Here is a 24,888-nt window from a genome sequence, read left to right as displayed (position 1 = left end):
TGATCAAGCATCGAGACAATAGGGCGCTATTTATTTAACCAATCGGCAAGGACAATCTCTAAGTTACGCACTAGGACACTATGTTTATTAGGGTCTTGCATAAGTCTTTTAATATTCCTTAACTTCCATTTAATTGCTGGTAAATCTGCGATTGATGGTTCGTCAAAGAGAGCCCATTTAGGAGCCCCACGCTTGAATGAGAGCAGAAACTCTGCGTCTCGATTATCAAAATGAGATTGGAGTGCCATTAGCATACTCGTTCTGGTCAGATTTAATTCATCATCGGTGATAGGCGCTAACGTCATCCCTTTAAACTCAGTATTGAATACATGTGATAAGTCTTTCCACTTCGGCTTCATTACTTCGTGAATAGGCCTTGGATGACTTAACACGTAGGTTAAAAAGCCTACTAATATCTCCCTAGATATTCCTTCATTTTCCAATAAAAGCTTTACATCAAACAAATCTCTGGGATGCTGTCTATCCATTGCCGCGCATAGCTTGCCACCATATAGATCAGGCATGCTGACTATTTGCATTTCAGCGTAGCCAAATTCTCTTTCAACCTTGTCATGTACCATTTTTAACTCAGGCACATGCAGAGTGCCTCTGGCAACCGGTGATACTTCGATTTTAATTGTGACTGATGCATCACTGACTATTATCCTAAGCTCATCGGGTTTATTGTCTTGTAGTATTGCTCGCTTATTGCCAATACTGTTAATCGCAACCGCGATGCGTTTTAGTGCTATTTTGGCATTGGTAAGAGCACTATCTCTGTCTTCAAGCGGTAAATAAGCCAAGTCGATGTCTACAGATAACCTTGGGAAGTCACGAATAAACAGGTTAATCGCAGTGCCACCTTTTAACGCAAAATCAGTTTCTTGAGCCACTATTGGTAAAACGCTCATGAGCATTTTTACTTGTTGATAGTATATGCTGTTCGTGTCCATTGGCTTATAAATTTCCATCTTGTTAGTCACTCTTAAGCTGTTTTAAATGCCAAAGGCACCGTAATCTTAAAACGCTTATCATAATGCCCATTAATAACAACCTGCCTTTTCCCTGCACCCAAGTGTATTTTTGATTCATCAAGACGTTTTACCCATTGATGATCATAGTAATGGCTTAAAAATAAAAATACCCTGTTCGTTTGAACTGATTTGCTGCTTTCCAATATTGTTTGGAGTTTTTTGGGGCTGAGGTTGACCAAGCCTTGAAAAAGTTCGGCAAGATGTTCAAAACTTATATCTTTACCAACGGCTGATGCCACTTCTAAAGCGGCTAACTCTGGTGAACTAGCCTTTAACTCACTGCCTTGTATTAATATGGATACGTGGGAAGACTCGACTGGGGCAGTTACTTTGCTTTGACAGTATACCCAGTTTACGTTGCTTAACTCTCTTAACCACTTAGGTAAGGATTGTTTATTGTTTGTACCAACCCATACCTTTTCATTCGCCGTGCCCCCATCTGGATTTAAAGGAAGATAATGGGATAGTCCTTGATGCTGCAAGCTGGATAGCCCTGCAAGGTAAACATTTTTATCAGTCTGAAATATCAATGCACTAAGCAATGCAGGCCAGTTTGGTGGGGGCTTTGTGCTGCTATGAGGGCGATAAAATACACCGCTGGCGAATCGCTTTAGCCAGCCATTTTGAACATACTTTTGTGTTAATGAGTGACTTATCCCTTGTCGCTTCAAGCAATGCTGTAAAACGACCGCACCGGGAGGGAATTCATTTACAAGCCAGTTTAGCTTTGAAGACATTACAATGCCTTGGGTATTAACAATCATTATAAATTAAACTATAGGTTTATACATGTCAAATAATTAATACCTAAGGTGATAAATTATAGCTTTTATTAAACTATGTTGCTGAGTAAACGCCACATTCGAGTTAATACTTTTTACCGTGTGGAGGGTTTAACTTGTAATGGCGAGCTGCACTGTTGTTAATTCTCTATCTCTCATTAGGTACACGCAGTAACAAATCACCTATGTCACAGTCAAAATAATCGCATAACTTATCGATTACATCTGTCCCTGCACTATAATCATGGCTGTTTGCAATGCGGGTAAGCGTTGCACGGCCAATGCCTGTTTCTTTCGCAACTTCATTGAGAGTAATTCGCCTTTTTTGCTCAAACGACTTATCGTCGAGACGTTGCATCAACAAAATTCTTATCATAGCTTTAATCACTTCAGACTCTTAATCACGCAGAACTCTACCATAATAATCAAAAAAGATTAACCAATCACTTGACATGTACTCTCATATGATGATCTAATTAACTTAGCGGTTAACAATAATCAAATAAGATTATCAGAGGTCGCTAGTTGTTTTGTAGCGTTGTTTACTAATTAATCAGGAGTATTGTCTATGCAACTATCACAAAAAGATGAAAATCAAAGTCAGGCATCAATCATACAAGCTGTTTTGAGGCCCGCCCCAGTTTACAAGCAACAGGAAATGCTAGGTGGTGCTACTAGCGCCATTTATCTGCATGACGGGAATAGTCTGCGGCGATTTGATTACGGTCCAAACTGCCAAAAAGTGCCTGTGGTGAATCACTTACTTCGCGTGAACTATCATGTTCAAAACGAGGCAAAAGTTATCTTTAGCTATGACATGCCCGACTTAAACCAAATCGCAAACTTTTATGGTTTTACACTGCTTGAAAGTGAACGAGAAGAATATGAAACTTGGAAGCGAGATATGTCACAGATAAGCTCGCATGAGCTAAAAGAACTGATGTCATTTTTCAGAAATGGATGGGCGACGACAATGATGAATGACAGTTTTGAGGCGGAATATTGTATTCTGGATGCTTCTTGTTGGGCTGATTACAACGCAATTTTATGTACGGTCAATCAGCTATCACATACCGACATGATCGCAAAACAACGTATTATGGTGGGCGCCTATTTGTTTTGTATTTATCGCACCTATTTTCGTTTTTGCGAAGAGCCCCGGCTCCGAATGGACGAGCATAGAGCTATCATCGGTCAACTCGAGCATTTGTTGTTGTCACTAGAAAAACGGAACGGTTACTTAGCCAAAACACTGAGACAATATTGTCATGTTGCGTCGTTATGGAAGGGACATGACATCACTGAGTTTTCGATCGAGGCACAGTTAGTGTGGGATTTGTTTCATCACTTTCAACCTGCACTAGATGAGAAAGCGCAAAGAGCTCGGCAGTATGCTTCATTCATTGGCTGCTAGTGAACGTGCACTTCAAATGTAGATCACGTTTATTAGCAAAATACTCGTGTTTATAATATGGATAACTAGATTGGAGGCAACTAACGTTGCCTCTGGATCGATGGGGTAACAGAGTTGATGGATAAAAAATATTACACGGGCGAGCTTGCAAATGCGCGCCTTTGTCACATTGAAAATACCGATATTTGTTTCTTGTATGGCGATGTAGTCATGCATAGCAGTGACAAATATGTCGAGGGCGACTGGTTTGCATCAAGCTATATCGTCAATGTTGAAGTAGACCAAACTAGCTATTATTTTGAGACAAGAAACAGTGTGTACAAAGTAAAAAGTTATAAGCCTATCATTATAAATGACAACGCAATCGAGTTGACTATGGACAGGATTTTTACCGGAAATTGCGGTTCAAATTAAAACAACAGAGTAAGTATCTGATCTATTATTTTGCTATGGCTTGAGGCTTTCAATGCAGCACATGTAGCCATAATTTCGAGCGAAATGTATCTCGACAAGGGGTGTTTACAACGTCATCCCAAGCCTTTTTGCTAGCGTAAATTGACTTGTCAGTCAGTCATAAAATGGTCACTTTACAATCCATAAGTTAGTAAAAAATCACCAAAAAAAACACCAATATTTTTGATTATTCATGTGTTTTCAACTACCGCCTTTGAGGTTCTAATACGTACTTTTTTCGTTGCGACAAGTCAAATTTTTAGTAGTAATTTCGCATAAAAATTTGAAATATTAACGCCTATTGTCGTTACAAAAACGCACTATTTTGTTGTACTTAAAACGATTAAAATGTTTAAAAGAGTGCTCTTAAATCCTTAGCTTTATGCAAAATAAGATGCCGTTTTTGGCAAAAGTAATGTTTACATTTGTTTATTTTATTGTTCGATTATTTTGTCTTTTTCATGTGTTTCCTAGTTTTCGAGCGAAACATGCAAACGCGCTTGCTTACATCATTGACTATCGATATCTAATACTGTGAAGTGCATAAAGTGCGAAATATAATCAGATTTCACTCAAATCGTCTTCAATAACTTTTGCTAATTTTCGACTTGAAATTGCGAGTTAAAAACCCGAGTTTTGAGCGTTGCATAGAGAAACGCTAAATGCCAATTGGAAAAAAGACTAAATCGATTTTTTTACTCCTAATGCCCCCGTTACTGGAAAAAACTTTTTTTTCCAGTAACGGATCAGGAAAATTTCCAGAACGGGTCCCAGTTTGTCTCATTATTGAGATGAATTTGTGAGCTTTGAAATATGCGAATTGAGCGTAAAACGATGACTTCTTCCTTAAACTTTGGCCATTAGGAACTTTGCTATTTCTCCCTAATTCTGAGGTTGTGTTGACAGGCATCGTTATCATTTTATGCCAACGCAAACGCGAAATACTAATTCCTCAAATTTCTGAATCGAGGGTTAACGAATAATAATTTTACTGATGAAAAATTTTACGATTCTTAACACCCGCAAAAGGGTTGTGATTGTCGAAAATTTAAATGACAAGGATGCAAAGTTATTCTGTTGAATAGTCTTTTCAATTACACATGAGACGTGACAGATTTCCGTTCATTTTTAATGAGTAAAATCTCATTCAAATTGTCCTTTATTTTTATCGGTTTTTCTCAAGGTGTTTGAAGTTTTTATTGAATGAAATTTTGTATTCACTCGTTGTAATGTTCAGCTATTTAATTGAGTATCAAATTTAAGCTTATGCCTGCAAATTAGAGATAAAATGCAATGAAGATTGAGTTAACATGGAAGATTGAGTCACATAATAAAATGGGGGGACGATGTCGAATATCCAAAAGCTAAGCGTTGAACAGCTCGAAGAGTTACTTGATCATGAAGGAATTCAAGTTTTGGCTAATGTGCTTAGTGTAAGTAAAAAAGTTGATGAAGGTGAAACACAAGTCGCGTTTGATATCTATGCGCCAGCATTAAGCGTGCTGCCCGATTGCACAGATACCGCAGTATCATTGCATTATGGTAATGATACTGAAGCATCTGAAATGTTTGAAGCGCTTAACGAGGTCAAACGGAACGACTGGTGCGTATTACTGTTTGCTCCAACCGCTTGGGCAAATGATTGCAGTGGCATTCATCTGCACGCTTGTAGTGTCAGTGTAATGGAGAAACGGCTGGATAAAATCTTAAAAGAGAAAGTCGGGAGTATTCTTGGTAAGGATTAACTTCTTTGAACCTAACCAATAAAAATAAGTTCTGTAGCAAGGAAATATATGACTAATAGATTTGACACATATCTTGGAGATCGACACTTTGATAAGAAGCTATCTTTAAGCTCACACTTCCAAAAATATCAGGATATGCTGCCTTGGGTTGGGAATAAATACAGGTCAGAAGACTTTAAATTATTGATAATTGGTGAAAGCCACTATTTTTCGAAAGAGACTGATTTTCACCACGATGCTGAAAAATGGTATGCAAGAGGTGATGATAAAGAACTTCAGCAAAGAGAAGGTCACAGAGTTCGGTATCAAATATCAAAAACAATTGATGCCATTATTGGAAAGAGTCCATTGATGTACCAGAATATTACAAAAGCCTTGAACTCAACGGATTACTTCAAAGGTAGACTTGACAATAATAGCGTGTTTGAATCGATTGCCTACATTAATTACTTCCAACGACCTGCCAATAACTTCGGCAAAGAAATCAAACCGACACCAATAGATAAGGATGTTGCATACACGACTATCTTAGATGTTATAAATACTCTTATTCCAGATTTGGTCATTTTTGTATCCAAAAAGGCTTGGAGTACAGCCACTAAGTCAGGACTAAGAGAGCAAACAGAAATAGCGATGGCGGTAACTTCTCATCCTAGAACATCTTGGTGGAACCGGGAGGTAAAGGGTTATTCTATGACAGGTTTCAATGGAAATGCGGAGCCATTAACTGGACAGAAACGTTTAATCGCAGTAGTGAATCATTTCAGTAAAGGTCGTTAACGAGTTATGTATGAGACTAGATATTAAACGTTTTCACAAATCTAAAGTGTAACAATCTAAAGTAAAGTCTTATCTGACAAATTTGATCGATAATTTCGACTTGGCTCGACAAGTAGGAAATAGAGACAAAGCAGAAACGATAAACTTAGCTAGCGCTTTTGTTCGCAGATTCTCAACATTAACCTATCTTTCGTTAAAAATTGGCGATTTTCGTCTGCTGTTCGTGCAAGCATTAAAGTTTAATTAAGTCATTGTATTAGCCATGGGTTAATTTCAGTTACTGCCCATCTGTAATTATTTAGTTTACTTGATTAATGCGCCCACTGTATGTATATTTTTATACATATAATATTATACGCACCAAAAAGGGTGACTTACATGGAATACGGCCTTACTCGACTTATCTTAGTAGATTCCTACCTTCCCGGGCACATATATGAGGTCAAGCTTGATGGACATACCAATATTCTTGGAAATAATGCTGCTGGTAAAACTTCATTAATTAAACTCGTCGTTATGTTTTATGGTGAAAGCCCCATCACACTAGGCATAAAAGAAGACATCCAATCCGGTCATGATGGCTTCGTGATGCGTTATTTACCGCGCTCGGGCAGTTATTTGATTTTTGAATATTTATCTCGAGGTAAGCTGAGATCTTTGGTCTACACACCTCACCCTAATGACAGAGATAAATATTATCGACATTTTTTACCCACTGGATATCAGCTAGACGATTATTGGGATGAAGCATCATCATCATCGAAAGATACATCTCAATGGCTTGGCGAGATGAAGCTTAGATTTGCAGGTCAAATCAAAAACGTCAGTACCGATATCGACCATACCGAAACCTTGTTAGGCGGTAAAAACCCCGACTACGGAATGGGCCCTCTTCGACTTGACATGGCACGAATGAAAAAACTCATGACGAGTATGTTTAGCAAAAACGCTGGGCACACTGAACTGACACACATCATAAAAGATTGGGTCAACACCGATATGGGAGAAAAGCGCCTTCCAGATGGGATAGTAGAAAAAGAATTCATTAAAACGTGGCTCAACGAATTTCACTCACTGAATTGGCTTGCTCAACAATCCGAATCGATAGAAAAACTGAGAGAAGAGGTATCTGAGTATGACAGCGCCTGTCGCTCACAGGAGGATTTCTTCCTGTGCGCGAGCGACAAACATGAAGCCATCAAACAAGAAAAAGCCGAAGCATTTACCGCATACAAAGCCCAAAAAATACTTTTGAATACTCAGGTCACAGACAAGAGTAATGAGATTGAGGAGTTGCAAAGGATAAATGATACAAACACTACAGTACTCAAAGACCTAGAGTATGATAAAACCCAATTGGATAAGCTTAAAACAAAGTTTTCTGAACAAGTGCCCAATAATTACGACGAAATCATTGCTCAAGGCATACAAGATGGCATCACTAAACAGTCCAAAATTAAGGAAAAAAAGAACCTTCTTTCTGAAGAGAAAAGTGCTGAAGATAAGCGTGACGCATTCTTAAACTCCATCGAAAGTGAGCGTGTTCAAAAAGTACAACAACTCAGTAATGACAAACTCTCTGCTAAGAACGCGGAATTGGAGGATAGTAAGGCCGTTACCACTCGAATAGAGCAAGAAAAGAAAGCAAAATTATCCCCTATTTCCGCCCAATTAGACTCGCTTCAAGCACAATTAATTGAATTAAATGCCGATCTAAAAGTGAAAGAATCCAAATTGGCCGATTTCCAATTGCCATCGCACGAGAAAGTAGGTGAAGAAGAGTTAAGAGCTAGACTGGATGAATTAAAAGGTCTAAGAGACGACATTTTTAATAAAAAACGACAACTCAATGACGATGTAAATAAATTAACATCGAACAAAACTATAGAAAAAACCAAGTTTGATCGCCTGCTCAATGAACGTGATGAGTTAGAGGATGAGTTATTCGAAATTTCGCCCTTTTCATCACCACCAGCTAATTCGTTGTTGTCATTCTTAAAGCAACACAAACCAAACTGGACACATACCTTTGGGCGAGCATTGAGGAAGGACGTCTTGCTCCAGAAGGACTTATCACCATCAACGATTAACGAAATGGAAAACACCGTTTTTGGCGTTGAGATAGCCATTAATAACTTGCGACAAAACACAGACCTAATTGACGACGAATCAGAATTAGAAGAAAGGATCCAGTTCATCAGAACTAGTATGGCTCGTATTGATTCAGATATTAAGGGATCTGAAAAAGCACTTAACAAGCTATCAATTGAACTTGATGAAATAGAAACAGAGCTTCGCAAAGTGAAGCAGAAAGAAAAAGACACAGATAGCGCCATAAGACTTGCTAAAACTGCCCTTCAGGATGAACAAAATCGTCTCAAAGCTCTGCTGAAAACACAAAAAGAAACACTCAAACACGAAATCATAACGTTAGAAGAATACATTATCAGAGTAAAGGGAGAAAAAGACTCGCTTGCTGAGGTAATAGAGACAATTGAACAAGCCGCAGAAAATGCGTTAACGGCAGAGAAACAGATTATTGAGGACAAGTACACTGACACCATCAAGTCAATAGAAAAAAAGAAACCGAATTGACATCTGACATCGAGAAGCGCACCCAAACCGCTCAATTGCAATACCAACAAGAATTGGCACAAAAAGGCATCGATCCCAAAAAAATCACAACACTTGAAGAAGAAATAAAGAGAATCGAAGCATTTGAAAGACGTGTACAGCTCCTGCAACAACATAAAGAGGAACTAGACACCTTTCTTGAGAATGAATATTGCAAATACCCAGAACTACTTGAAAAAATAAGTATTACTAAGACTGCACAAAATAAATCAAAAGATGGATTGCAAACAGCCTGCAGTGAAAAGCAAAAGTTAGAAGGCAAATCCACTAAACTCACAGAAAATTACAACGCCAGTCTGCGTCAAAGAGAGGAGGGATTAAGAGACTTGAACAGCCTGCTTAATCAACCTGGAGTGCAAATAACACAAACAAACAAAGCACTTGACCGTAAATCATACAGTGTAAAGAGCATCATAGAAGGATTTGATAACGCTAAAGAACGAAAGGAAATTGCCTTAAAAAATATTTTCTCATTAGAAAAAGACCTTAGATTTGGTTTTTCTCGACCGGGAACGGGAGCTTATCGCCACTATCATGGCATGGGTGGATTCAAGGACGACACGGTTGTCGCAGCAAAACACATGCTCAGTTACTTCAATGACAAAATCTTTGAAAAAGACTACAAGATATTCATGGGAGGAGCAGAAGAGCTCATAAAGATTGATACATTCGTGAAATACTTCGAGCAGTTCGGGCGGATGATCAATAAATTTAGTAAGGGACTTAATGCACATATGAGCCAAGCATCCAGTTTCGGAGCCATTAATAACTTGGAAGTCAGTGTGAAATTTACCTATGCCGACAGCGATAACTGGAAGATTGTCAAAGACATTGAAGAGGCATTTAGTGCTTGGCAATACGAAGTCGGCGGAATTTCAATCAACTTAAATTCGGTTGATAAGCTGCCTAATGATAAATTAATTAATGCAATACAGCGATTCTTAGACTTCCCAGGAACAAGCGATCTAAGCATCGAAAATGTGCATGAGCACATTGATTTTGAATTTACCATTGACGATCAAGGCGTGACGAAACGCGCTAACAGTCTCAAAAAAATTAATTCGAGCAAGACGCAAGTCTCCTCAAACGGCGTTAGTAACCTAATCATTCTCTCCATTTTTATTGGCATATTAAATATGCGAAGAGGCGAGCATGCCATTCACTTTAACTGGAGTCTGGATGAATTAGCCGATATTGATCCTTCTAATATTCTCACGCTTTTCAAACTGCTAAAAGACAATAATATCCATCTGGTATCCGCATGCACGGTCACTGATGATGCTGTCTATAACGGGTTTGATAATACCTACACCTTTGAAGTTGAAAATGGCGTCAAAGTACTCGTCAATGAACACGACGCTGATCCACTAGCTGAGTTGGAGACAATGTATGGATAAGCAATTACAGCATATGATGACGAAATTGCTTGAAGGTGAATTTGTGTGTCAGTTCACAGACCCTTCTGCATTTAATTACTTAAATGATAACCTGGAGGTTAAATCCAAAGTGGAAACCTGCCTTGCTTCTCTCGGTCGTCATCTTGTATTAAATGACACGCAGTCTACATATTACGTGGTGCATGACATTGATACCATCGACCATAAGTCCGAAGCAGAGAAACAATTTAACCACATCAGACAAAACATCCGACCTACATTAGGGTTTTTAGACATCGTGGCAAATGCAATGACATCCTCATCAGACACGAAGGTATTCTTGCAAGGGGGTGAAACACTCAGAGTCTCTGAAATCATTTCAGGTTTAGAGCACAATCAAGCATACATGGAAGCTCTAACAAAGCTTGATTGGGTCAAACGAAAGGATGCTGCTATCACAGATAAAGTAAAAGCCTTATTTAAAGAAGCCGAAAAGGACGGATTATTGGTGCTTCAAGATAAAGTCACTGAACGATACATGGTGACGGGCAAAATGGATGTGCTTCAGGAAGTCATGCTGTTTATTGCAGAAAATGAACAGTTAAGCGTACCAGAACTTGATGTCAACGACGAACAGATGTCGATGAAATTATGAGTACAGATAACACGCTTGAAGCGTCAAGATACCTCGAAGGACTATATAAGCATCGTCACCTGTTGGCTAAATGTTATGGCGAAAGAGCAGGGGCTTTTTTCTCTGAAAACAAGGAGCACAGTCTGCAGGTACTCAAATCTATGGGCGCAGTTCGACCCGTAAGCAAGCACGTCTATCGATTATCCAAAGAAACCCGGCAATTGTTAGATAAAGGCCTTAATCGCATCCATCTACGTGATTTAAGTGTAGACATTGGTGAGCAAGTAGACGCGCTAGATTTATCGCTAATAGATTACCAAGAAGCATTCGCTACAAAAGACAAAGACCGATTAGCACTTGAAGAGGATGAGCTAAAATCCATTTGCTTTGAAATTACAGATTTCATTTCAGATAAAGCAAAGAACATTTATGAACAAGCCAAAATAGCACTGGGCAGCATCGAATATGGACAACAACGCTTCGATCGCATTCAAATATTACTCAGTAAGCTCGACCAGCTTATGGCGGCAAGAGAAAAGCTAGAACTGTTTTTTGATAACGAGGTATTCACTGAGTATTCGTTTCTAGGCACGTTAAAGGTACGGTTTTTTCTGGATATCACAGATTATCTGGATCATGCAAAAAATCTTCGTCAGGAAATTCGTTCCGTATTGCACATGAGGAAAAAACGAGAAGTCAGAACGACGTTACTGCAGAAGTTGGCCAATTATCTAAAAAACGATCCAAGTGCACCGTTTGATAACGCTAGAGCCAGAGCGTATAGCATGACGTTTTTTTATCAAGCACCACCCATAAAGGTAAAATCGAATGTAGATATCAATAGTTTTGATAATCGATTGCTTGACCAATATCGTCAGACGATCTATGCCTTGGCACAGAAGAAGCCGCAGAAGAAACAAAAATACAATCGAGGTCGTTCTGGTGAAATTAACGCGTCACCACTTCAAAGAAAACGCGAAGCAAAGCAAGTCAGAGTGATGTTCAATGAACTCTTAAAGGACATTATCACAAAGCGGTCAACTCAAAGCGCAGTGGCTTTTTACAATGCATACCCTGACGCTTCCAATGTACGCATGTCTTATTGGCTGCATTATTGTCACCGGCAACCACAGATTCTCAAGAAAGAAGCCACTAAACGAAGATTGTTGAGGCAATTTTCCATCAATCTGTGCTTTACGAAGCATCCCAACTATTCGGGCAATCGAGAAGTCATAGATGTCGTATTTGATGCAAGCATAAAGACACGCTGATTAATTATCATGAAAAAACTCTCTGCAACTGAAAAACAATTGCTGGTTGATATAGCAAACTTCAAAAAAGTTCGTCAACTACGCAAGCAGCACGCTCACTGTGCTTACAATACAGCGTAGGCACCGCACAAGGTACAAGGATGATTAATTACAGTGCCAACGATGCGGCACTGGCTAAAAAGTGGTGTGACACCTTAGGCATTGATCCGAATAATTATGATCCCAAACAAACATCTCGCAATGAAAAAGCCACTCAAGAAATGAGCGAGAAAGGCAGTGGCATTTTTGTGTTCAATAAATTTGTGCCGATAAAAGCCATTGGACATGTGGTCATCAATGATATCGCCTTATCGATGCCCGCCTCGGGATTTCATTTATTACGACCAGATGATATCTCGCATATCCAAGCTGATGCTTTACTCATAATCGAAAACTTAGATACGTTTTCTTTCAAAAGCGAAGCAATTTCAGGGCTAATCCCAGATAATACGCTGGTTGTGTTTAGGGGCTCACCGCATTTCGGTGGCAATAACGAAAAGATTGTAAAGCAATGGCAGACAGCGTTTAGCCTTCCTGTATTTGGTTTTTACGACTATGACATTTCTGGATTAATTAAACAGTCTGAGTGGGGATGGGATTTCTTACTTATGCCAGATTTAACCTCGCTACGGGATATCAAGCCTCGAGGTAACTTTGAAGACTATCAAAAACAGAAAAAGGAATTGACTGGCAAATTTCCACAGGGCTCTCCTAAATGGTTAGAACCCCACCTTGATGTGTTTATTGAAATGGGTGGCAGTTATACGCAAGAGCGTCTAATCGCTCATAGGGTTGAGTTAACATGCAAGTCTAACAGGCAGGTTATCCATGGTTGAAACTGACGAAAGAAAGAAGCTGGTACGCTTTCAGATAATTGAATACCTTGTGTACTGGGAAGGTGGCGTAAATAGCAACAAGCTTTGCAAACATCTTGATGTTTCCTTATTAACCGCCAGAAAGTTTTTAAAAGAGTATCTGTCGGTGTATCCAGATAATTTGGTGTATCAACCGAGAATGCCTGAAAAGCTCTACGTTCCGAGAAAAGGTTTTAAAAGGCATTGTATTACTGATAAATGGAGCGACTATTTATCGTTTAAGAATTCAATAGCTCAAATGAATGGCAGTTATGAAGATTTTTCAATTGATACAAGTATAACAGCGCCTATGCAACAGATTGAGCCGACGATTTTTCAAGATGTCTACAAAGCTATAAAAAGTCGCTCAGCACTCACTATAAATTACCGCTCTAAATCAAAACCAGAAGGCAAAATCAGAGTTATTCATCCTCATGCCATCGCCGATAATGGCAATCGCTATCACTGTCGAGCGTTTTGCGAGCGTACAAATGAGTTTCGAGATTTTAATATCAACAGGATCAAGCACATTATTGATGTTGAATCGTCCAATATTGACTCAAATGCTGACAAGCGTTGGCATGATTATATAAGGATCACCATTAAACCGAACCAAAGACTTTCTAAAGAACTGCAGTTTTTTACCTTAAAGGATTATGGCCAACAAACGCACTTTTCCGTTGAGGTTAGACAAGCTTTATTACCATATTTCTTAGATTTTCATCATATTGGCACAAAACCTGAAATTGATGATCCTGTCGAAAAACCTCTTGTTGTCGAAATGAACGAAGCCATTTTGTCATTGATGTTTGAAGCTGAATAATTGGGGAGCATTATGAAAACATCAGAATACGCAATTAAAAGGTTGTGTTGGACCATTCTGTATGATCTGCAAAGTTCAAAAATCGCACTTCTAAAAACAAGCAGTCGGGTCACTGTCGTGGGGTTTCATATTGGCAATGTCAAAATGGACGACGAATTAAAACACAACAATTGAAGAGCAGATTGCTTCTTTAACTTTCTCAATATGATAAATAACTTGTCTTCGTACTCCACTATTTTAAGTCAATTTATAAGAAAAGGGCTGAACTAGCTCTAATCTCAAACAAGTCTAAATATCTCCAATTAAAAAAATAATTACTCACCCACATTAGCCTCTGAGGCCCTATCTAAAGGCTTTTTGGCCTTACCTTGCCTGTCCTATTTGAGCTATTACACCATATATTTTTGCTGATCTTGTTGGTGTCTTTGTCATTCACGCTAGGTTATGAAGCAATGTAAAGACAAACAAGGAGTCAACGATGAGTAAGCTAATAAATCGACTGATGACATTCATTAATCTGCTGATTAAACGAAAAGTTCAGGAGGAGCGAGCCTTCGACCAGCCTGCCGGCAATAAAGTTGAACAAGTGCGCGACGAAGCGTTAAATCGAGCTTCAGAAGACGCCATCAACACGAAAAACAAACAAGTAGTATCGACAAAGGCTTATAAAGGTAGTGCTTCAGCAATAACTAGTGACAGCCAAAGAAGTTTTTCATGCTCATACGGCACCGAAGGCTGGGATAAGCCTCAGGACTGGATTATTGATAAGTTTTTCTTTCGGCGTTCAGTTGGCATATTAGTTGGTGCAAGCCAGTCTCTTAAGACATTTGCGATAGTCGAAATCGCTGCGTGCATCGTCACGGGGAAGCGGTTTGGAAATTTGTATACAGATACTGGTCTTGTCGTAATAGTAGCAGCAGAATCACCGGACTCTATCCCGAAGCGGTTAAAAGCGTTTGAATTACAGAATAATGAAAAGTATCTCATTGAGAAAAATGTCATTATCATCAACGAACCCGTCAGTATGGCAGATAGCTCGAGCGTTATTAAATTAAAAAAATTCATTCAAAAGCAAGAAAAATTACTTCGTAAAAAAGTCGCATTAGTTGTTTTTGACACGTTTTCTGCAAACGCAATTGATATTGATGAAAATGCAGCTAAAGAAATTGCTAATTATTTACGCGGCTGTAACGAGCTAGCGGTTGAGCTTGATGCTTGTGTATTATCAGTTCATCATAACAACAAGACCGGTGGTTATAGGGGTAGCAGTGCATTTGTTAGCAATTCAGATATGGTAATTGAAGCAACGAGAATAAAAACCGCGAAAAAAGTTGCGACTGAGATCAAAGTAACAAAATCAAAAGATTCTATGGTCGGCACAACAGCATCAATGAGTTTCTGTGAGCATGATCTTGGTGTCAAAGACAATGCGGGCAATTCAATGATGATTCTTGCATGTGACAGCATTAGCTTCGAAGAGAAGGCCGATGGGTTACAACGAACGCCAATTGAACACGATAAAGACATAATACTAAGCGTGTTACGAGAAAGTGAAGACTTCATTACGCTGCAACAACTAAAGAGCGAGCTTTGTAAGAACGAAGACGGGCTGGCAGATCGTACAATAAGCAATAGAGCAACAAAGGCATGCCAATCATTGTTCGAACAAGGTCTTGTTGAAGTACAAAAAGACGGTAACAAAAAGCGATATAAATATATTGCTGGCAATAAACTTCAGAAATAAAACCTTATCTAGTATCTTTAGTCACGGTGCATTAAAACCTAGTCCTCCCATCAAGGTGCAAAGAGCACCTTGATGGGAGGACTAGGTTTTTACTATTTTGCACATGGACATCGGACGCTATAGTTATGCTTAAACCTGCACCCACAAATATTTAAAACCAACAATAGTTTAAACAAATAACAATCTGACATATGCACATTATCAGCTTCAGGATTGCGTATTTGAACATCACACATCGCGAATATGTTGATTCATCAATCAACAAAAAGTCTTAAAATATGGAAAATCAGTTCATTTAGCTATGAATAAAACTATAAGTGACTGTAACCCTCCGTTTCTTAAAATTTGTCCCTGTAGAGGGAAAAATGGTTGTGGAATTTTTTGTGAAGCATGAATTGAAATCGTACAAAAATTGTACAATTTAGAGTGGTCTTACTATTTAATTATCATAATGAGTCTTGAGTGTTCGACGAGGGTTGCTTTGCTATTGGTTCAAGTACTTTGCGCTATACGCTATAAAGCAAGGCTTACCAATATCAATTTCGCAAGCTATTGATCAAGTTACTGCTATTTTTGCTTCATAACATTTGAATTCTTGTTTATTCCCGAATTTTCCCATATTCTCTAAGTTGCAATTAAGAGAAAGGCATTATGAACTATGGAAATAATGACCTTGAAAGAGGTCGCAGTTTACCTGCAACTAACCGAGAAAACGGCCTATCGTCTAGCAGCAGCGAAGACCTTGCCGGGCTTCAAAGTTGGTGGCAGCTGGCGTTTTAAGAAAGTTGATTTGGAAGCTTGGATAGAAAAACAAAAAGGATAAGGAATGATCCCTAATTATCAACAATGCATGCGACCTTTCTTAGAGATCGTGAAAGAAGGTGGTGGCAACGAGGTTGCCCTTTCTCATGTATATGAAGAAATAGCCAATAGATTCTTACTGTCAGAAGAAGAACGAGAACAAACACTACCGAGCGGTAAACAAAGAGTGCTGCACAACAGGGTAGGTTGGTCGCGCACATATCTGACCAAAACAAAATTGTTAGAAGCCCCTCGCCGTGGTCACTTTTTAATTACTCAAAGAGGCATAGACGCTCTTACTGATCCCAATACTACTATTGATGTCAATTACCTAAAGCAATTTGAAGAATACGACGAGTTTGTTAGTCCTAATAAGGGCGATAACGATGATGTTTCTTCTTCGTCAACTAAAGACACAGACCAAGAAGTAACGCCAGACGAAGCACTAAGAAACGCATATCAGACTATTAATGATGCATTGGCCGATGACATCTTAGAAAGAACTCGCAAAGTCACCCCTGCCTTTTTTGAAGACCTACTCATTGAGTTACTAGTGGCGATGGGATATGGAGGCGCCGGTGGCGGAGCTGCACATGCACTAGGTAAAACCGGCGACAATGGTGTTGACGGCGTAATAGACCAAGATCCACTAGGTGTTGATCAAATCTACATTCAAGCCAAACGTTATGCAAACAACAATACCGTGGGCTCAGGTGACATAAGAGACTTCTTTGGCGCGTTAAGCCTGAAAAGAGCCAATAAAGGCATATTCATTACTACATCGGAATTTACTGCCTCAGCAATTGAAACAGCTAAAGGTTTAGGCACACGAATTGTTCTAATAAACGGAAAAGAGCTTGCTAAGCTCATGCTCAAATACAATATCGGTAGCCGAGACGAGCAAGTGCTTTACTTGCAGAAAATAGATGAAGAGTACTTTGAAACCTAGTCGGAAACTAAGTTTGGATATTCATTTTAGTAACAATCAATAATAAGAAGTATTCACATGAAAGACGTAGAACAACAATTTTTAGCAGACCTTGATAAAAAGCTCTGGAATGCCGCAGACAAGCTGCGTTCAACCCTTGATGCATCACAATATAAACACACTGTCCTTGGGCTTGTTTTCCTAAAATATGTATCTGATGCTTTTAAAATTCGACAAGATGAGCTTACAACGCAATTTAAAGATCCTGAACACGACTATTACCTCGATCCAGAAGATTTTGGTGGTGCAGATTCAGATGAGTACGCAGAAGAGCTAAAAGTAGAGCTAGAACAACGCGACTACTATGCCGAGGTAAACGTATTCTGGGTGCCAGCTGCCGCTCGTTGGAAATTTTTGCAAGACAATAACAAAACCGTTGTTGGCGGCGCGGAGCTTAAATTACCTGATGGAACCACCAAAAAATTCAGCTCAGTGGGGCATCTTATCGACAATGCCCTTGAGCAGATAGAAGCAGACAATCCAAAGCTTAAAGGCGTACTTAATAAACTCTATACCCGCCTGCAAATCGACCAAACCAAGCTAGGGGAACTCATAGACTTAATAGCAACAGTCCCGTTTAATCACGCAAGCTTAAATTCCAAAGATATACTAGGCCATGTTTACGAATATATGCTTGGGCAATTCGCATTGGCTGAAGGTAAAAAAGGCGGCCAATATTATACGCCCAAATCCATTGTTAGCTTAATTGTGCAAATGCTTGAGCCTTTCAAAGGTCGCGTTTACGACCCAGCCATGGGCTCGGGTGGGTTCTTTGTGCAATCTGAGCATTTCATCAACGCCCACAAAGGTAAAATAGGCGATGTGTCTATATACGGCCAAGAATACAACCACACTACATGGCAGTTGGCGGCCATGAACATGGCGATACGTGGTATCGATTTTAATTTCGGTAAAGAGCCCGCCAATACCTACACCAACGACCAACATCCAGACTTACGCGCAGACTACGTAATGGCTAACCCGCCTTTCAATATGAAGGAGTGGGACACTGGCGTAAGTGAGAATGACCCTCGCTGGAAATATGGCACACCACCATCGGGTAACGCAAACTTTGCGTGGCTTCAGCATATGCTTTACCACCTTGCACCTAATGGCGCATTAGGCTTATTACTGTCAAATGGTTCAATGAGCTCTAACACCAACAACGAAGGAGCCATCCGTAAAAAGTTAATTGAAGAAGATTTAATCGAATGCATGGTGGCATTACCAGGGCAGCTTTTTACCAACACTCAAATTCCAGCGTGTATTTGGTTTTTAACCAAAAACAAAGGTGCTCGTACAGCGGCAAGTGGTAGACAGTTGCGTGATAGAAAAGGTGAAGTCCTGTTTATTGATGCACGAAATTTAGGGTATATGAAAGACCGAGTTTTGCGTGACTTTACGGAAGATGATTTGAATTTAGTGACAAGTACTTTTCACAATTGGCAGATGGGTGAAGGCTATGAAGATGTGGCTGGCTTTGTTAAATCTGTAATGCTTGAAGAGATACAAAAACACGACCATGTTTTAACCCCAGGTCGCTATGTGGGAGCTGCTGATGCTGAAGAAGATAGTGAATTATTCGCCGAGAAGATGGCTAGGTTAACAGTTCAGCTAAAGGCACAGTTCAAGGAATCCGATCGCTCGAAGCAGAAATTAAACAGAACTTGGCGGGGTTGGGTTATGAGTGCTGATTGGCCTCGAGTAAAAATTTCAGAGGTTTGTGAGCTTATTGTAGATTGTGTAAACAAGACCGCACCTCGTGTTGAGTATGAAACGCCTTACAAAATGATTCGAACACCCAATATTAAAAATGGGCGTGTAGATAGAGTCGGTTGTCGATTTGTGGAAGAAGCAACATATGAAAAATGGACACGTAGGGCAAAAGTTCTAAGAGGAGATGTATTATTGACCCGCGAAGCTCCAATGGGGCAGGTTGGATATGTGGATTTTGATGATACTGTCTTTCTCGGGCAGAGGATTATGCAATATAGAGCAAATTCTGAGCTACTAGATCCAGAATATTTATTATATGTATTCTTATCGCCAGATTTACAGCACCAGTTTCATATGCACGAAGGAAGTGGTTCAGTAGTTAGTCATATTCGCGTTCCTGATTGCTCCAAGTTTGAGTTAAATTTACCCCCACTTGATGAGCAGAAAAGAATTGCAAAAGTATTACGAGATCTTGATAACAAAGTTGAACTCAACCAACAAACAAACCAAACACTCGAAAACTTAGCGCAAGCTATATTTAAAAGCTGGTTTGTGGATTTTGATCCCACTCGTGCAAAAATAGAAGCCAAGAAAAATGGGCAAGATCCTGAGCTTGCCGCTATGGCCGCCATCGCAGGTAAATCAATTGATGAACTGGACACTCTCAGCGATGAGCAGTTAAAAAATCTCAAAAATACTGCCGCGCTATTTTCCGATAAATTAGTGGAGTCTGAACTCGGTGAAATACCCGAAGGGTGGGAAGTTGGAATTGCAAATGACCTGATAGATATCGCGATTGGAAAGACGCCACCTAGAAAAGAGTCCCAATGGTTTTCAGAAGCTCCAACCGATGTTCGATGGGTTTCAATTAGAGATATGGGTGAATCGGGTTTGTATATACAAGATACAAGAGAATATTTAACTGAAAGCGCTATTTCTAGATTCAACATTCGAAGAGTACCGGATAATACGGTTTTGCTAAGCTTTAAGCTAACCGTGGGCAGGGTAGCTATAACTGATGGTGAGATGTTATCAAATGAAGCTATAGCTCATTTTAAGCTCAACGGAACTAATAATATAACCACTGAATACTTATATTTATATCTTCGAAATTTTGATTTTGAATCATTGGGTAGCACGTCATCAATCGCATCAGCTGTGAACTCTAAGTTGATCAAAAATATACAGATAATAGTGCCTGAAGAACAAACGTTGATAGCATTTAGCAATATTGTTAAGCCATTTTTCGGCCAGATTAAAAATGCACTTTCAGAAATCAGAACGCTAGAACAACTGCGGGACACGCTTCTTCCAAAACTTCTCTCTGGCAAAATTGACGTGAAAATGGACTTGTAAATAAATTATGGAAAAAGACTACTTTGAAAAAATACCTTTATGGTCTAACGATAAACCAGCGTTTGAAATTTTGGCAGATGAGATAAACGGCCGAATTCCAACTACGCGCTTAGAACATTGGCGTGATTTTTCGGAGTTATTAGAAAGCAATTTTTTTAATCGCGTAAAGACTCAGTTTGTTTTTCGTGGCCATCGTCGTTTTGACTGGAATTTATCACCATCTCTGGCTCGTATTCCCGAGTCAGGTATTATTGATAGACCCCTTGCTGATAATCAGTTGCAGCATTTTCGTCGAGCGGTAAGAGGCAGGTTGTTAGATAGCGGCTTAGTAATGGATGATGCGGAAGACGAATTATGGGCTGTGGGTCAACATCATGGCTTAATGACGCCGCTATTAGATTGGAGCTATTCTCCTTATGTAGCACTGTTTTTTGCCTTTTCAGAGGTGGATTCTGAAGAAGAAAAAGACAATCCTTACCGGGCAATTTATGTACTAAACAAGACTTTTATTGCGGACGATGAATTGTGCCCCGAAGTACGTATTGTAGAACCGCGCAAAGATGACCACGGCAGATTGGTTAATCAAGCGGGGTTATTTACTTTCTCGCCTTACGATTCAACGATCGAAAATGCGTTAACCGATACGCTGGCAAACGAAGATTTTCCCGATGATGACTTGAAAGCAGCGTCTGAAGACGAAGAGGCAGGTATTATCGCTCGTTATATTTGTAAAATATATATCAAAAACGAGGATAGAGAGGGTTGCATGCGCCAATTGCGGCGCATGAATGTGCATCATGCTAGTTTGTTTCCTGATGTGTTAGGTGCCTCTGAGTATTGCAATTTATTGGTGGCAGAAGAGCATCGCGAGTATGAATTAGATCAAGCAGCGCAGCGACTAATAAAACAGGTTAGTTCACTAGATGATGAAGTGGACAACACGCCAAGCCATATTTTTGTTGCTGATGATAAAGATTCCCCCGTTATAGCTTCAATTCTGCATTCAGGTGCTTCAGAGCAAGTTGAACCAGGGCGTATTCAGTTTATAGCCGAGAAGCTTGCTAAAGATTTGAACACACTAAAAGCTGTGAATTGGCAAAAAAGAGACAACATTCAATCGCAAATGCGGGCAAATATGCGTATTACTCTGCGCAAACTTGGTTATCCCGTCAATCAAAGAGATGAAGCTATCGATGGTGTTTTGAGTTACCTCATTAGTGAAGAGGAAGGGAACGAAAAATGATTACGGAAGACCAACTAGAGCAACTGTGCCTCGACTGGTTTCAAACTATCGGCTACGACTATATTTGTGGTTACGATATAGCGCCAGATGGAGTAAGCCCAGAACGAAGCGATTATCACCAGATAGTTCTAGGTGCTCGCCTGTTAGATTGTCTCGTAAAAATTAATCCACATATTCCGGTAGCAACGCTAGAGCAAGTAGCTCTGCAAATTGCTGTTCCTGAAACGCCCATACTGATAAAAAACAACAAAGCCTTTCATCTAATGTTATTGGAAGGGGTAAAGGTTGATTTCAAAGATGAAAAAGGCGAAGAGAAGCATGACTATGCTCGTTTAATCGATTTCGATAATGTAAATAACAACCAGTTTTTGGTGGTAAACCAATTCACGCTTATTGGCAGTAAGGGTAATCGCCGTCCCGATGTACTTGTATTTATCAATGGCTTGCCAGTTTCGTTACTAGAGCTTAAAAATCCTGCTGTTAGCAAAGCCGACATATGGTCGGCCTATCAACAAATACAAACTTACAAAGAACAAATTCCTGACCTTTTTACTTTTAACGAAGCATTGGTGGTAAGTGATGGCTTAAATGCTCGTGTTGGTTCATTGACAGCAAACAAAGAACGCTTCATGGCTTGGCGAACTGTTAGCAATGAACATGACAGACCTTTATTTGAATATGCTTTAGAAACCCTAGTTAAAGGATTTTTTAAACCAGAACTGTTTTTAGATTATATTCGCCACTTTATATTATTTGAGCAAGCAGGTGACGTTACATTCAAAAAAATTGCCGGTTACCACCAGTTCCATGCAGTACGAGAAGCAGTTAAAGCCACTGTGATTGCGTCACAAGGCGAAGGTAGTGTCACTGAACCGCGAGCAAACTATGCCAACAAAGTGGTGCCAGGCTCAGGTAAAGCGGGAGTTGTTTGGCATACACAGGGCTCGGGTAAGTCCATCTCCATGGTGTGTTACGCGGGTAAATTACTGGCGCAACCCGAAATGAATAACCCGACTATTGTGGTGGTAACCGACCGCAATGATTTGGATGGGCAACTTTTTGATACCTTTGGTATGGCGGCAGAAACACTCAAACAAACTCCGGTTCAAGCGGAAGATAGAGACGATTTGCGTGAAATTTTATCCTCACGTCAATCGGGTGGCATTGTTTTTACTACGGTTCAGAAGTTTGCCCTCAGAAAAAATGAAGATGGGGGAGATGAAACAGCTCATCCTGTTCTAAGTGAGCGTAAAAACATTGTAGTAGTGAGCGATGAAGCGCACCGCAGTCAGTATGGTGATAAAGCCAAGTTTAATGCCAAAACGGGTAAATATACCTTTGGCTATTCGAAACACATGCGCGATGCATTACCCGCTGCTTCTTTCATAGGCTTTACGGGCACACCAATAGATTCGGCGGACAAAGATACCCGAGCTGTGTTTGGTGATTACGTTTCTATTTACGATATTCAGGATGCCGTTGATGATGGTGCAACCGTGCCTATTTATTATGAGTCGCGCTTAGCTAAGTTAAATATCAACGAAGCCGAAATGGAAGCGCTCAATGATGAAATAGATGAAGTCATTGAAGATGAGGAAGACACCGCAACCAGAGAAAGCACTAAATCTAAATGGGCTGCCTTAGAAAAGCTGGTGGGTAGTGAACCCCGCGTTACCCAGGTTGGGAATGACCTAGTTGAGCATTTTGAAAGCCGTATCGAAACGATGCCAGGTAAAGCTATGGCCGTATGTATGAGCCGTGAAATTTGTATTGATTTATACAATGCAATAGTGGCCATTAGGCCTGACTGGCATGACTCAGATCCTATGAAAGGGGCTATCAAGGTGGTGATGACAGGCGCAGCTTCAGACAAAGCAAAGTTGCAACCACACATTTATAACAAAGAAACGAAGAAGCTTTTTGAAAAGCGCTTTAAAGATGTAAACGACCCACTGCAAGTGGTTATTGTACGCGACATGTGGCTAACAGGCTTTGATGCGCCTAACTGTCATACCATGTATATCGATAAGCCAATGAAAGGCCATAACTTAATGCAAGCGATTGCAAGGGTAAACAGAGTATTTAAAGACAAACCCGGTGGCCTTGTGGTTGATTACATCGGTATTGCAAATGAATTGAAACACGCCTTAAAAACCTACACGGGGTCAAACGGCAAAGGTAAACCAACGCACGATATGCATGAAGCCTACGCTATTTTGATGGAAAAAATGGATGTGGTTAGAAGCATGTTTTCTTCACCGGCTGCTAATGGTACCGGTTTCGACTACAGCGACTACGAACACAATGCATTGCAGCTTTTACCCGGCGCAATGAATCATATTTTGGGCTTAAAAGGCCAAAACGGTGAACTGGATGGCAAGAAACGTTTTCTCGACGTCATGGCGGCCATCAGCAAAGCATACACACTTTGTGGCACAATGGATGAAGTAGAGCCATACAAGAAGGAAATAGCCTTTCTGGGCGCAGTAAAGAATGCCATTAGTAAATTTACCACCGTCGATAAACGTCGAACCGACGAAGAAAAAAACTCAGCGCTTAAGCAAATAATAGACAATGCAATTATTGCAGATGGTGTAGATGACATTTTTAATTTAGTTGGTATAGACAAACCCAATATTGGTTTGTTGTCTCCCGAATTTATGGAAGATGTCGCCAACCTAAAAGAAAAGAATTTAGCTGTCGATTTGCTTGAGCGCCTGCTCCGTGATGAAGTTAAAGCGCGTATGAAAACCGATGTCGTATCTGAAAAGAAATACTCAGACCGAATACAAGAAACATTGCGCAAATATCACAACCGCGCTATTGAAACAGCTCAGGTTATCGAAGAACTCATTAAAATGGCCAAAGAAATGGCCGAAGACGAAGAGCTTGCCGCGAATTCTGGTTTAGATACCGACGAGATTGCGTTTTACCGTGCATTAATCCAAAACGAGTCTGCCGTTCGTGAACTTGGCGACAACAACCTTCGTGAACTAGCAAAACACGTAACAAACCAGTTGCGCAAAAGTACGACCGTAGACTGGCAAGTAAGAGACAGCGTTAGAGCAAAGCTACGCAACCTAGTGCGCCGAGCGTTAAGAAAGTGGAAGTATCCCCCAGATAAAGCAGATGAAGCAATTGACTTGTGTTTGAAGCAGGCAGAGGCGCTAAGTCAACATTGGAGTGATGGCAGTTAGCTGT

At 40.0% G+C, this 24,888-nt stretch carries 19 protein-coding genes; 16 read left to right on the top strand and 3 right to left on the bottom strand.

Annotated elements, in window-relative coordinates; translation table 11 throughout:
• Positions 1 to 26: 26 nt before the first annotated feature.
• The 3 genes from ACZ1G6_RS09850 to ACZ1G6_RS09840 all read right to left on the bottom strand — a co-directional run bounded on the left by ACZ1G6_RS09850 (position 27) and on the right by ACZ1G6_RS09840 (position 2,204).
• Positions 27 to 953 carry a nucleotidyl transferase AbiEii/AbiGii toxin family protein gene (locus ACZ1G6_RS09850; protein WP_472618969.1) on the bottom strand — a complete coding sequence of 309 codons (927 nt, stop codon included), beginning with the start codon at positions 951 to 953 and terminating at the stop codon, positions 27 to 29.
• A gap of 32 nt (positions 954 to 985) precedes the next feature.
• Positions 986 to 1,771, bottom strand: a complete 786-nt coding sequence (locus ACZ1G6_RS09845; RefSeq protein WP_472616152.1) for a type IV toxin-antitoxin system AbiEi family antitoxin domain-containing protein — start codon at positions 1,769 to 1,771, stop codon at positions 986 to 988.
• Between the two features lie 193 nt (positions 1,772 to 1,964).
• Positions 1,965 to 2,204, bottom strand: a complete 240-nt coding sequence (locus ACZ1G6_RS09840; protein ID WP_472616151.1) for a helix-turn-helix domain-containing protein — start codon at positions 2,202 to 2,204, stop codon at positions 1,965 to 1,967.
• Between the two features lie 180 nt (positions 2,205 to 2,384).
• On the opposite strand from ACZ1G6_RS09840, the gene ACZ1G6_RS09835 reads away from it, so the two are divergent.
• The 16 genes from ACZ1G6_RS09835 to ACZ1G6_RS09760 all read left to right on the top strand — a co-directional run bounded on the left by ACZ1G6_RS09835 (position 2,385) and on the right by ACZ1G6_RS09760 (position 24,884).
• Complete coding sequence (locus ACZ1G6_RS09835; protein WP_472616150.1) at positions 2,385 to 3,230, top strand: hypothetical protein; 846 nt, start codon at positions 2,385 to 2,387, stop codon at positions 3,228 to 3,230.
• A 117-nt stretch (positions 3,231 to 3,347) separates the two neighbouring features.
• Entirely contained in the window at positions 3,348 to 3,644 is a 297-nt protein-coding gene (locus ACZ1G6_RS09830) for a hypothetical protein (RefSeq protein WP_472616149.1), read from the top strand.
• 1,385 nt (positions 3,645 to 5,029) lie between these two features.
• On the top strand, positions 5,030 to 5,428 hold the full coding sequence (locus tag ACZ1G6_RS09825; RefSeq protein WP_472616148.1) for a hypothetical protein: 399 nt from the start codon (positions 5,030 to 5,032) through the stop codon (positions 5,426 to 5,428).
• 48 nt (positions 5,429 to 5,476) lie between these two features.
• A complete protein-coding gene (locus tag ACZ1G6_RS09820; protein ID WP_472616147.1) occupies positions 5,477 to 6,208 on the top strand; it encodes a hypothetical protein in 732 nt (243 codons plus the stop codon).
• A gap of 378 nt (positions 6,209 to 6,586) precedes the next feature.
• Complete coding sequence (locus ACZ1G6_RS09815) at positions 6,587 to 8,803, top strand: ATP-binding protein (RefSeq protein WP_472616146.1); 2,217 nt, start codon at positions 6,587 to 6,589, stop codon at positions 8,801 to 8,803.
• A complete protein-coding gene (locus ACZ1G6_RS09810) occupies positions 8,800 to 10,239 on the top strand; it encodes an ATP-binding protein (RefSeq protein WP_472616145.1) in 1,440 nt (479 codons plus the stop codon). Before ACZ1G6_RS09815 ends, ACZ1G6_RS09810 begins: the two co-directional genes overlap by 4 nt.
• The gene (locus tag ACZ1G6_RS09805; protein ID WP_472616144.1) at positions 10,232 to 10,873 is read left to right on the top strand and encodes a condensin complex protein MksE; all 642 of its coding nucleotides are present in this window, start codon (positions 10,232 to 10,234) and stop codon (positions 10,871 to 10,873) included. The genes ACZ1G6_RS09810 and ACZ1G6_RS09805 overlap by 8 nt, the downstream gene beginning before the upstream one ends.
• A complete protein-coding gene (locus ACZ1G6_RS09800; protein ID WP_472616143.1) occupies positions 10,870 to 12,123 on the top strand; it encodes a hypothetical protein in 1,254 nt (417 codons plus the stop codon). The genes ACZ1G6_RS09805 and ACZ1G6_RS09800 overlap by 4 nt, the downstream gene beginning before the upstream one ends.
• A 140-nt stretch (positions 12,124 to 12,263) precedes the next feature.
• Entirely contained in the window at positions 12,264 to 12,998 is a 735-nt protein-coding gene (locus tag ACZ1G6_RS09795; RefSeq protein ID WP_472616142.1) for a DUF7281 domain-containing protein, read from the top strand.
• On the top strand, positions 12,991 to 13,839 hold the full coding sequence (locus ACZ1G6_RS09790; RefSeq protein WP_472616141.1) for a helix-turn-helix transcriptional regulator: 849 nt from the start codon (positions 12,991 to 12,993) through the stop codon (positions 13,837 to 13,839). The genes ACZ1G6_RS09795 and ACZ1G6_RS09790 overlap by 8 nt, the downstream gene beginning before the upstream one ends.
• Positions 13,840 to 14,317: 478 nt before the next feature.
• Positions 14,318 to 15,583 carry an AAA family ATPase gene (locus ACZ1G6_RS09785; protein WP_472616140.1) on the top strand — a complete coding sequence of 422 codons (1,266 nt, stop codon included), beginning with the start codon at positions 14,318 to 14,320 and terminating at the stop codon, positions 15,581 to 15,583.
• Between the two features lie 658 nt (positions 15,584 to 16,241).
• Positions 16,242 to 16,406, top strand: coding sequence for a helix-turn-helix domain-containing protein (locus tag ACZ1G6_RS09780; RefSeq protein WP_472616139.1), 165 nt, complete (start codon positions 16,242 to 16,244; stop codon positions 16,404 to 16,406).
• A gap of 3 nt (positions 16,407 to 16,409) precedes the next feature.
• Positions 16,410 to 17,333, top strand: a complete 924-nt coding sequence (locus tag ACZ1G6_RS09775; RefSeq protein WP_472616138.1) for a restriction endonuclease — start codon at positions 16,410 to 16,412, stop codon at positions 17,331 to 17,333.
• Between the two features lie 57 nt (positions 17,334 to 17,390).
• On the top strand, positions 17,391 to 20,444 hold the full coding sequence (locus ACZ1G6_RS09770) for an N-6 DNA methylase (protein WP_472616137.1): 3,054 nt from the start codon (positions 17,391 to 17,393) through the stop codon (positions 20,442 to 20,444).
• 7 nt (positions 20,445 to 20,451) lie between these two features.
• Positions 20,452 to 21,687 carry an FRG domain-containing protein gene (locus ACZ1G6_RS09765; protein WP_472616136.1) on the top strand — a complete coding sequence of 412 codons (1,236 nt, stop codon included), beginning with the start codon at positions 20,452 to 20,454 and terminating at the stop codon, positions 21,685 to 21,687.
• Positions 21,684 to 24,884: a type I restriction endonuclease subunit R gene (locus tag ACZ1G6_RS09760; RefSeq protein WP_472616135.1), complete on the top strand. Its 3,201-nt coding sequence runs from the start codon at positions 21,684 to 21,686 to the stop codon at positions 24,882 to 24,884. The genes ACZ1G6_RS09765 and ACZ1G6_RS09760 overlap by 4 nt, the downstream gene beginning before the upstream one ends.
• The last annotated feature ends 4 nt before the right edge of the window (positions 24,885 to 24,888 follow it).

Source organism: Glaciecola sp. HA4-3, from assembly GCF_055693685.1.
The sequence above is the reverse complement of the archived record's forward strand: the minus strand, read 5'-3'. Positions and strand labels throughout refer to the sequence as shown.

Excerpts from the sequence above, each read along its gene's own strand:
- ACZ1G6_RS09850 (WP_472618969.1), bottom strand. The coding sequence starts at position 953 with ATGGACACGAACAGCATATACTATCAACAAGTAAAAATGCTCATGAGC.
- ACZ1G6_RS09845 (WP_472616152.1), bottom strand. The coding sequence starts at position 1,771 with ATGTCTTCAAAGCTAAACTGGCTTGTAAATGAATTCCCTCCCGGTGCG.
- ACZ1G6_RS09835 (WP_472616150.1), top strand. The coding sequence starts at position 2,385 with ATGCAACTATCACAAAAAGATGAAAATCAAAGTCAGGCATCAATCATA.
- ACZ1G6_RS09830 (WP_472616149.1), top strand. The coding sequence starts at position 3,348 with ATGGATAAAAAATATTACACGGGCGAGCTTGCAAATGCGCGCCTTTGT.
- ACZ1G6_RS09825 (WP_472616148.1), top strand. The coding sequence starts at position 5,030 with ATGTCGAATATCCAAAAGCTAAGCGTTGAACAGCTCGAAGAGTTACTT.
- ACZ1G6_RS09820 (WP_472616147.1), top strand. The coding sequence starts at position 5,477 with ATGACTAATAGATTTGACACATATCTTGGAGATCGACACTTTGATAAG.
- ACZ1G6_RS09815 (WP_472616146.1), top strand. The coding sequence starts at position 6,587 with ATGGAATACGGCCTTACTCGACTTATCTTAGTAGATTCCTACCTTCCC.
- ACZ1G6_RS09805 (WP_472616144.1), top strand. The coding sequence starts at position 10,232 with ATGGATAAGCAATTACAGCATATGATGACGAAATTGCTTGAAGGTGAA.
- ACZ1G6_RS09800 (WP_472616143.1), top strand. The coding sequence starts at position 10,870 with ATGAGTACAGATAACACGCTTGAAGCGTCAAGATACCTCGAAGGACTA.
- ACZ1G6_RS09795 (WP_472616142.1), top strand. The coding sequence starts at position 12,264 with ATGATTAATTACAGTGCCAACGATGCGGCACTGGCTAAAAAGTGGTGT.
- ACZ1G6_RS09790 (WP_472616141.1), top strand. The coding sequence starts at position 12,991 with ATGGTTGAAACTGACGAAAGAAAGAAGCTGGTACGCTTTCAGATAATT.
- ACZ1G6_RS09785 (WP_472616140.1), top strand. The coding sequence starts at position 14,318 with ATGAGTAAGCTAATAAATCGACTGATGACATTCATTAATCTGCTGATT.
- ACZ1G6_RS09780 (WP_472616139.1), top strand. The coding sequence starts at position 16,242 with ATGGAAATAATGACCTTGAAAGAGGTCGCAGTTTACCTGCAACTAACC.
- ACZ1G6_RS09775 (WP_472616138.1), top strand. The coding sequence starts at position 16,410 with ATGATCCCTAATTATCAACAATGCATGCGACCTTTCTTAGAGATCGTG.
- ACZ1G6_RS09770 (WP_472616137.1), top strand. The coding sequence starts at position 17,391 with ATGAAAGACGTAGAACAACAATTTTTAGCAGACCTTGATAAAAAGCTC.
- ACZ1G6_RS09765 (WP_472616136.1), top strand. The coding sequence starts at position 20,452 with ATGGAAAAAGACTACTTTGAAAAAATACCTTTATGGTCTAACGATAAA.
- ACZ1G6_RS09760 (WP_472616135.1), top strand. The coding sequence starts at position 21,684 with ATGATTACGGAAGACCAACTAGAGCAACTGTGCCTCGACTGGTTTCAA.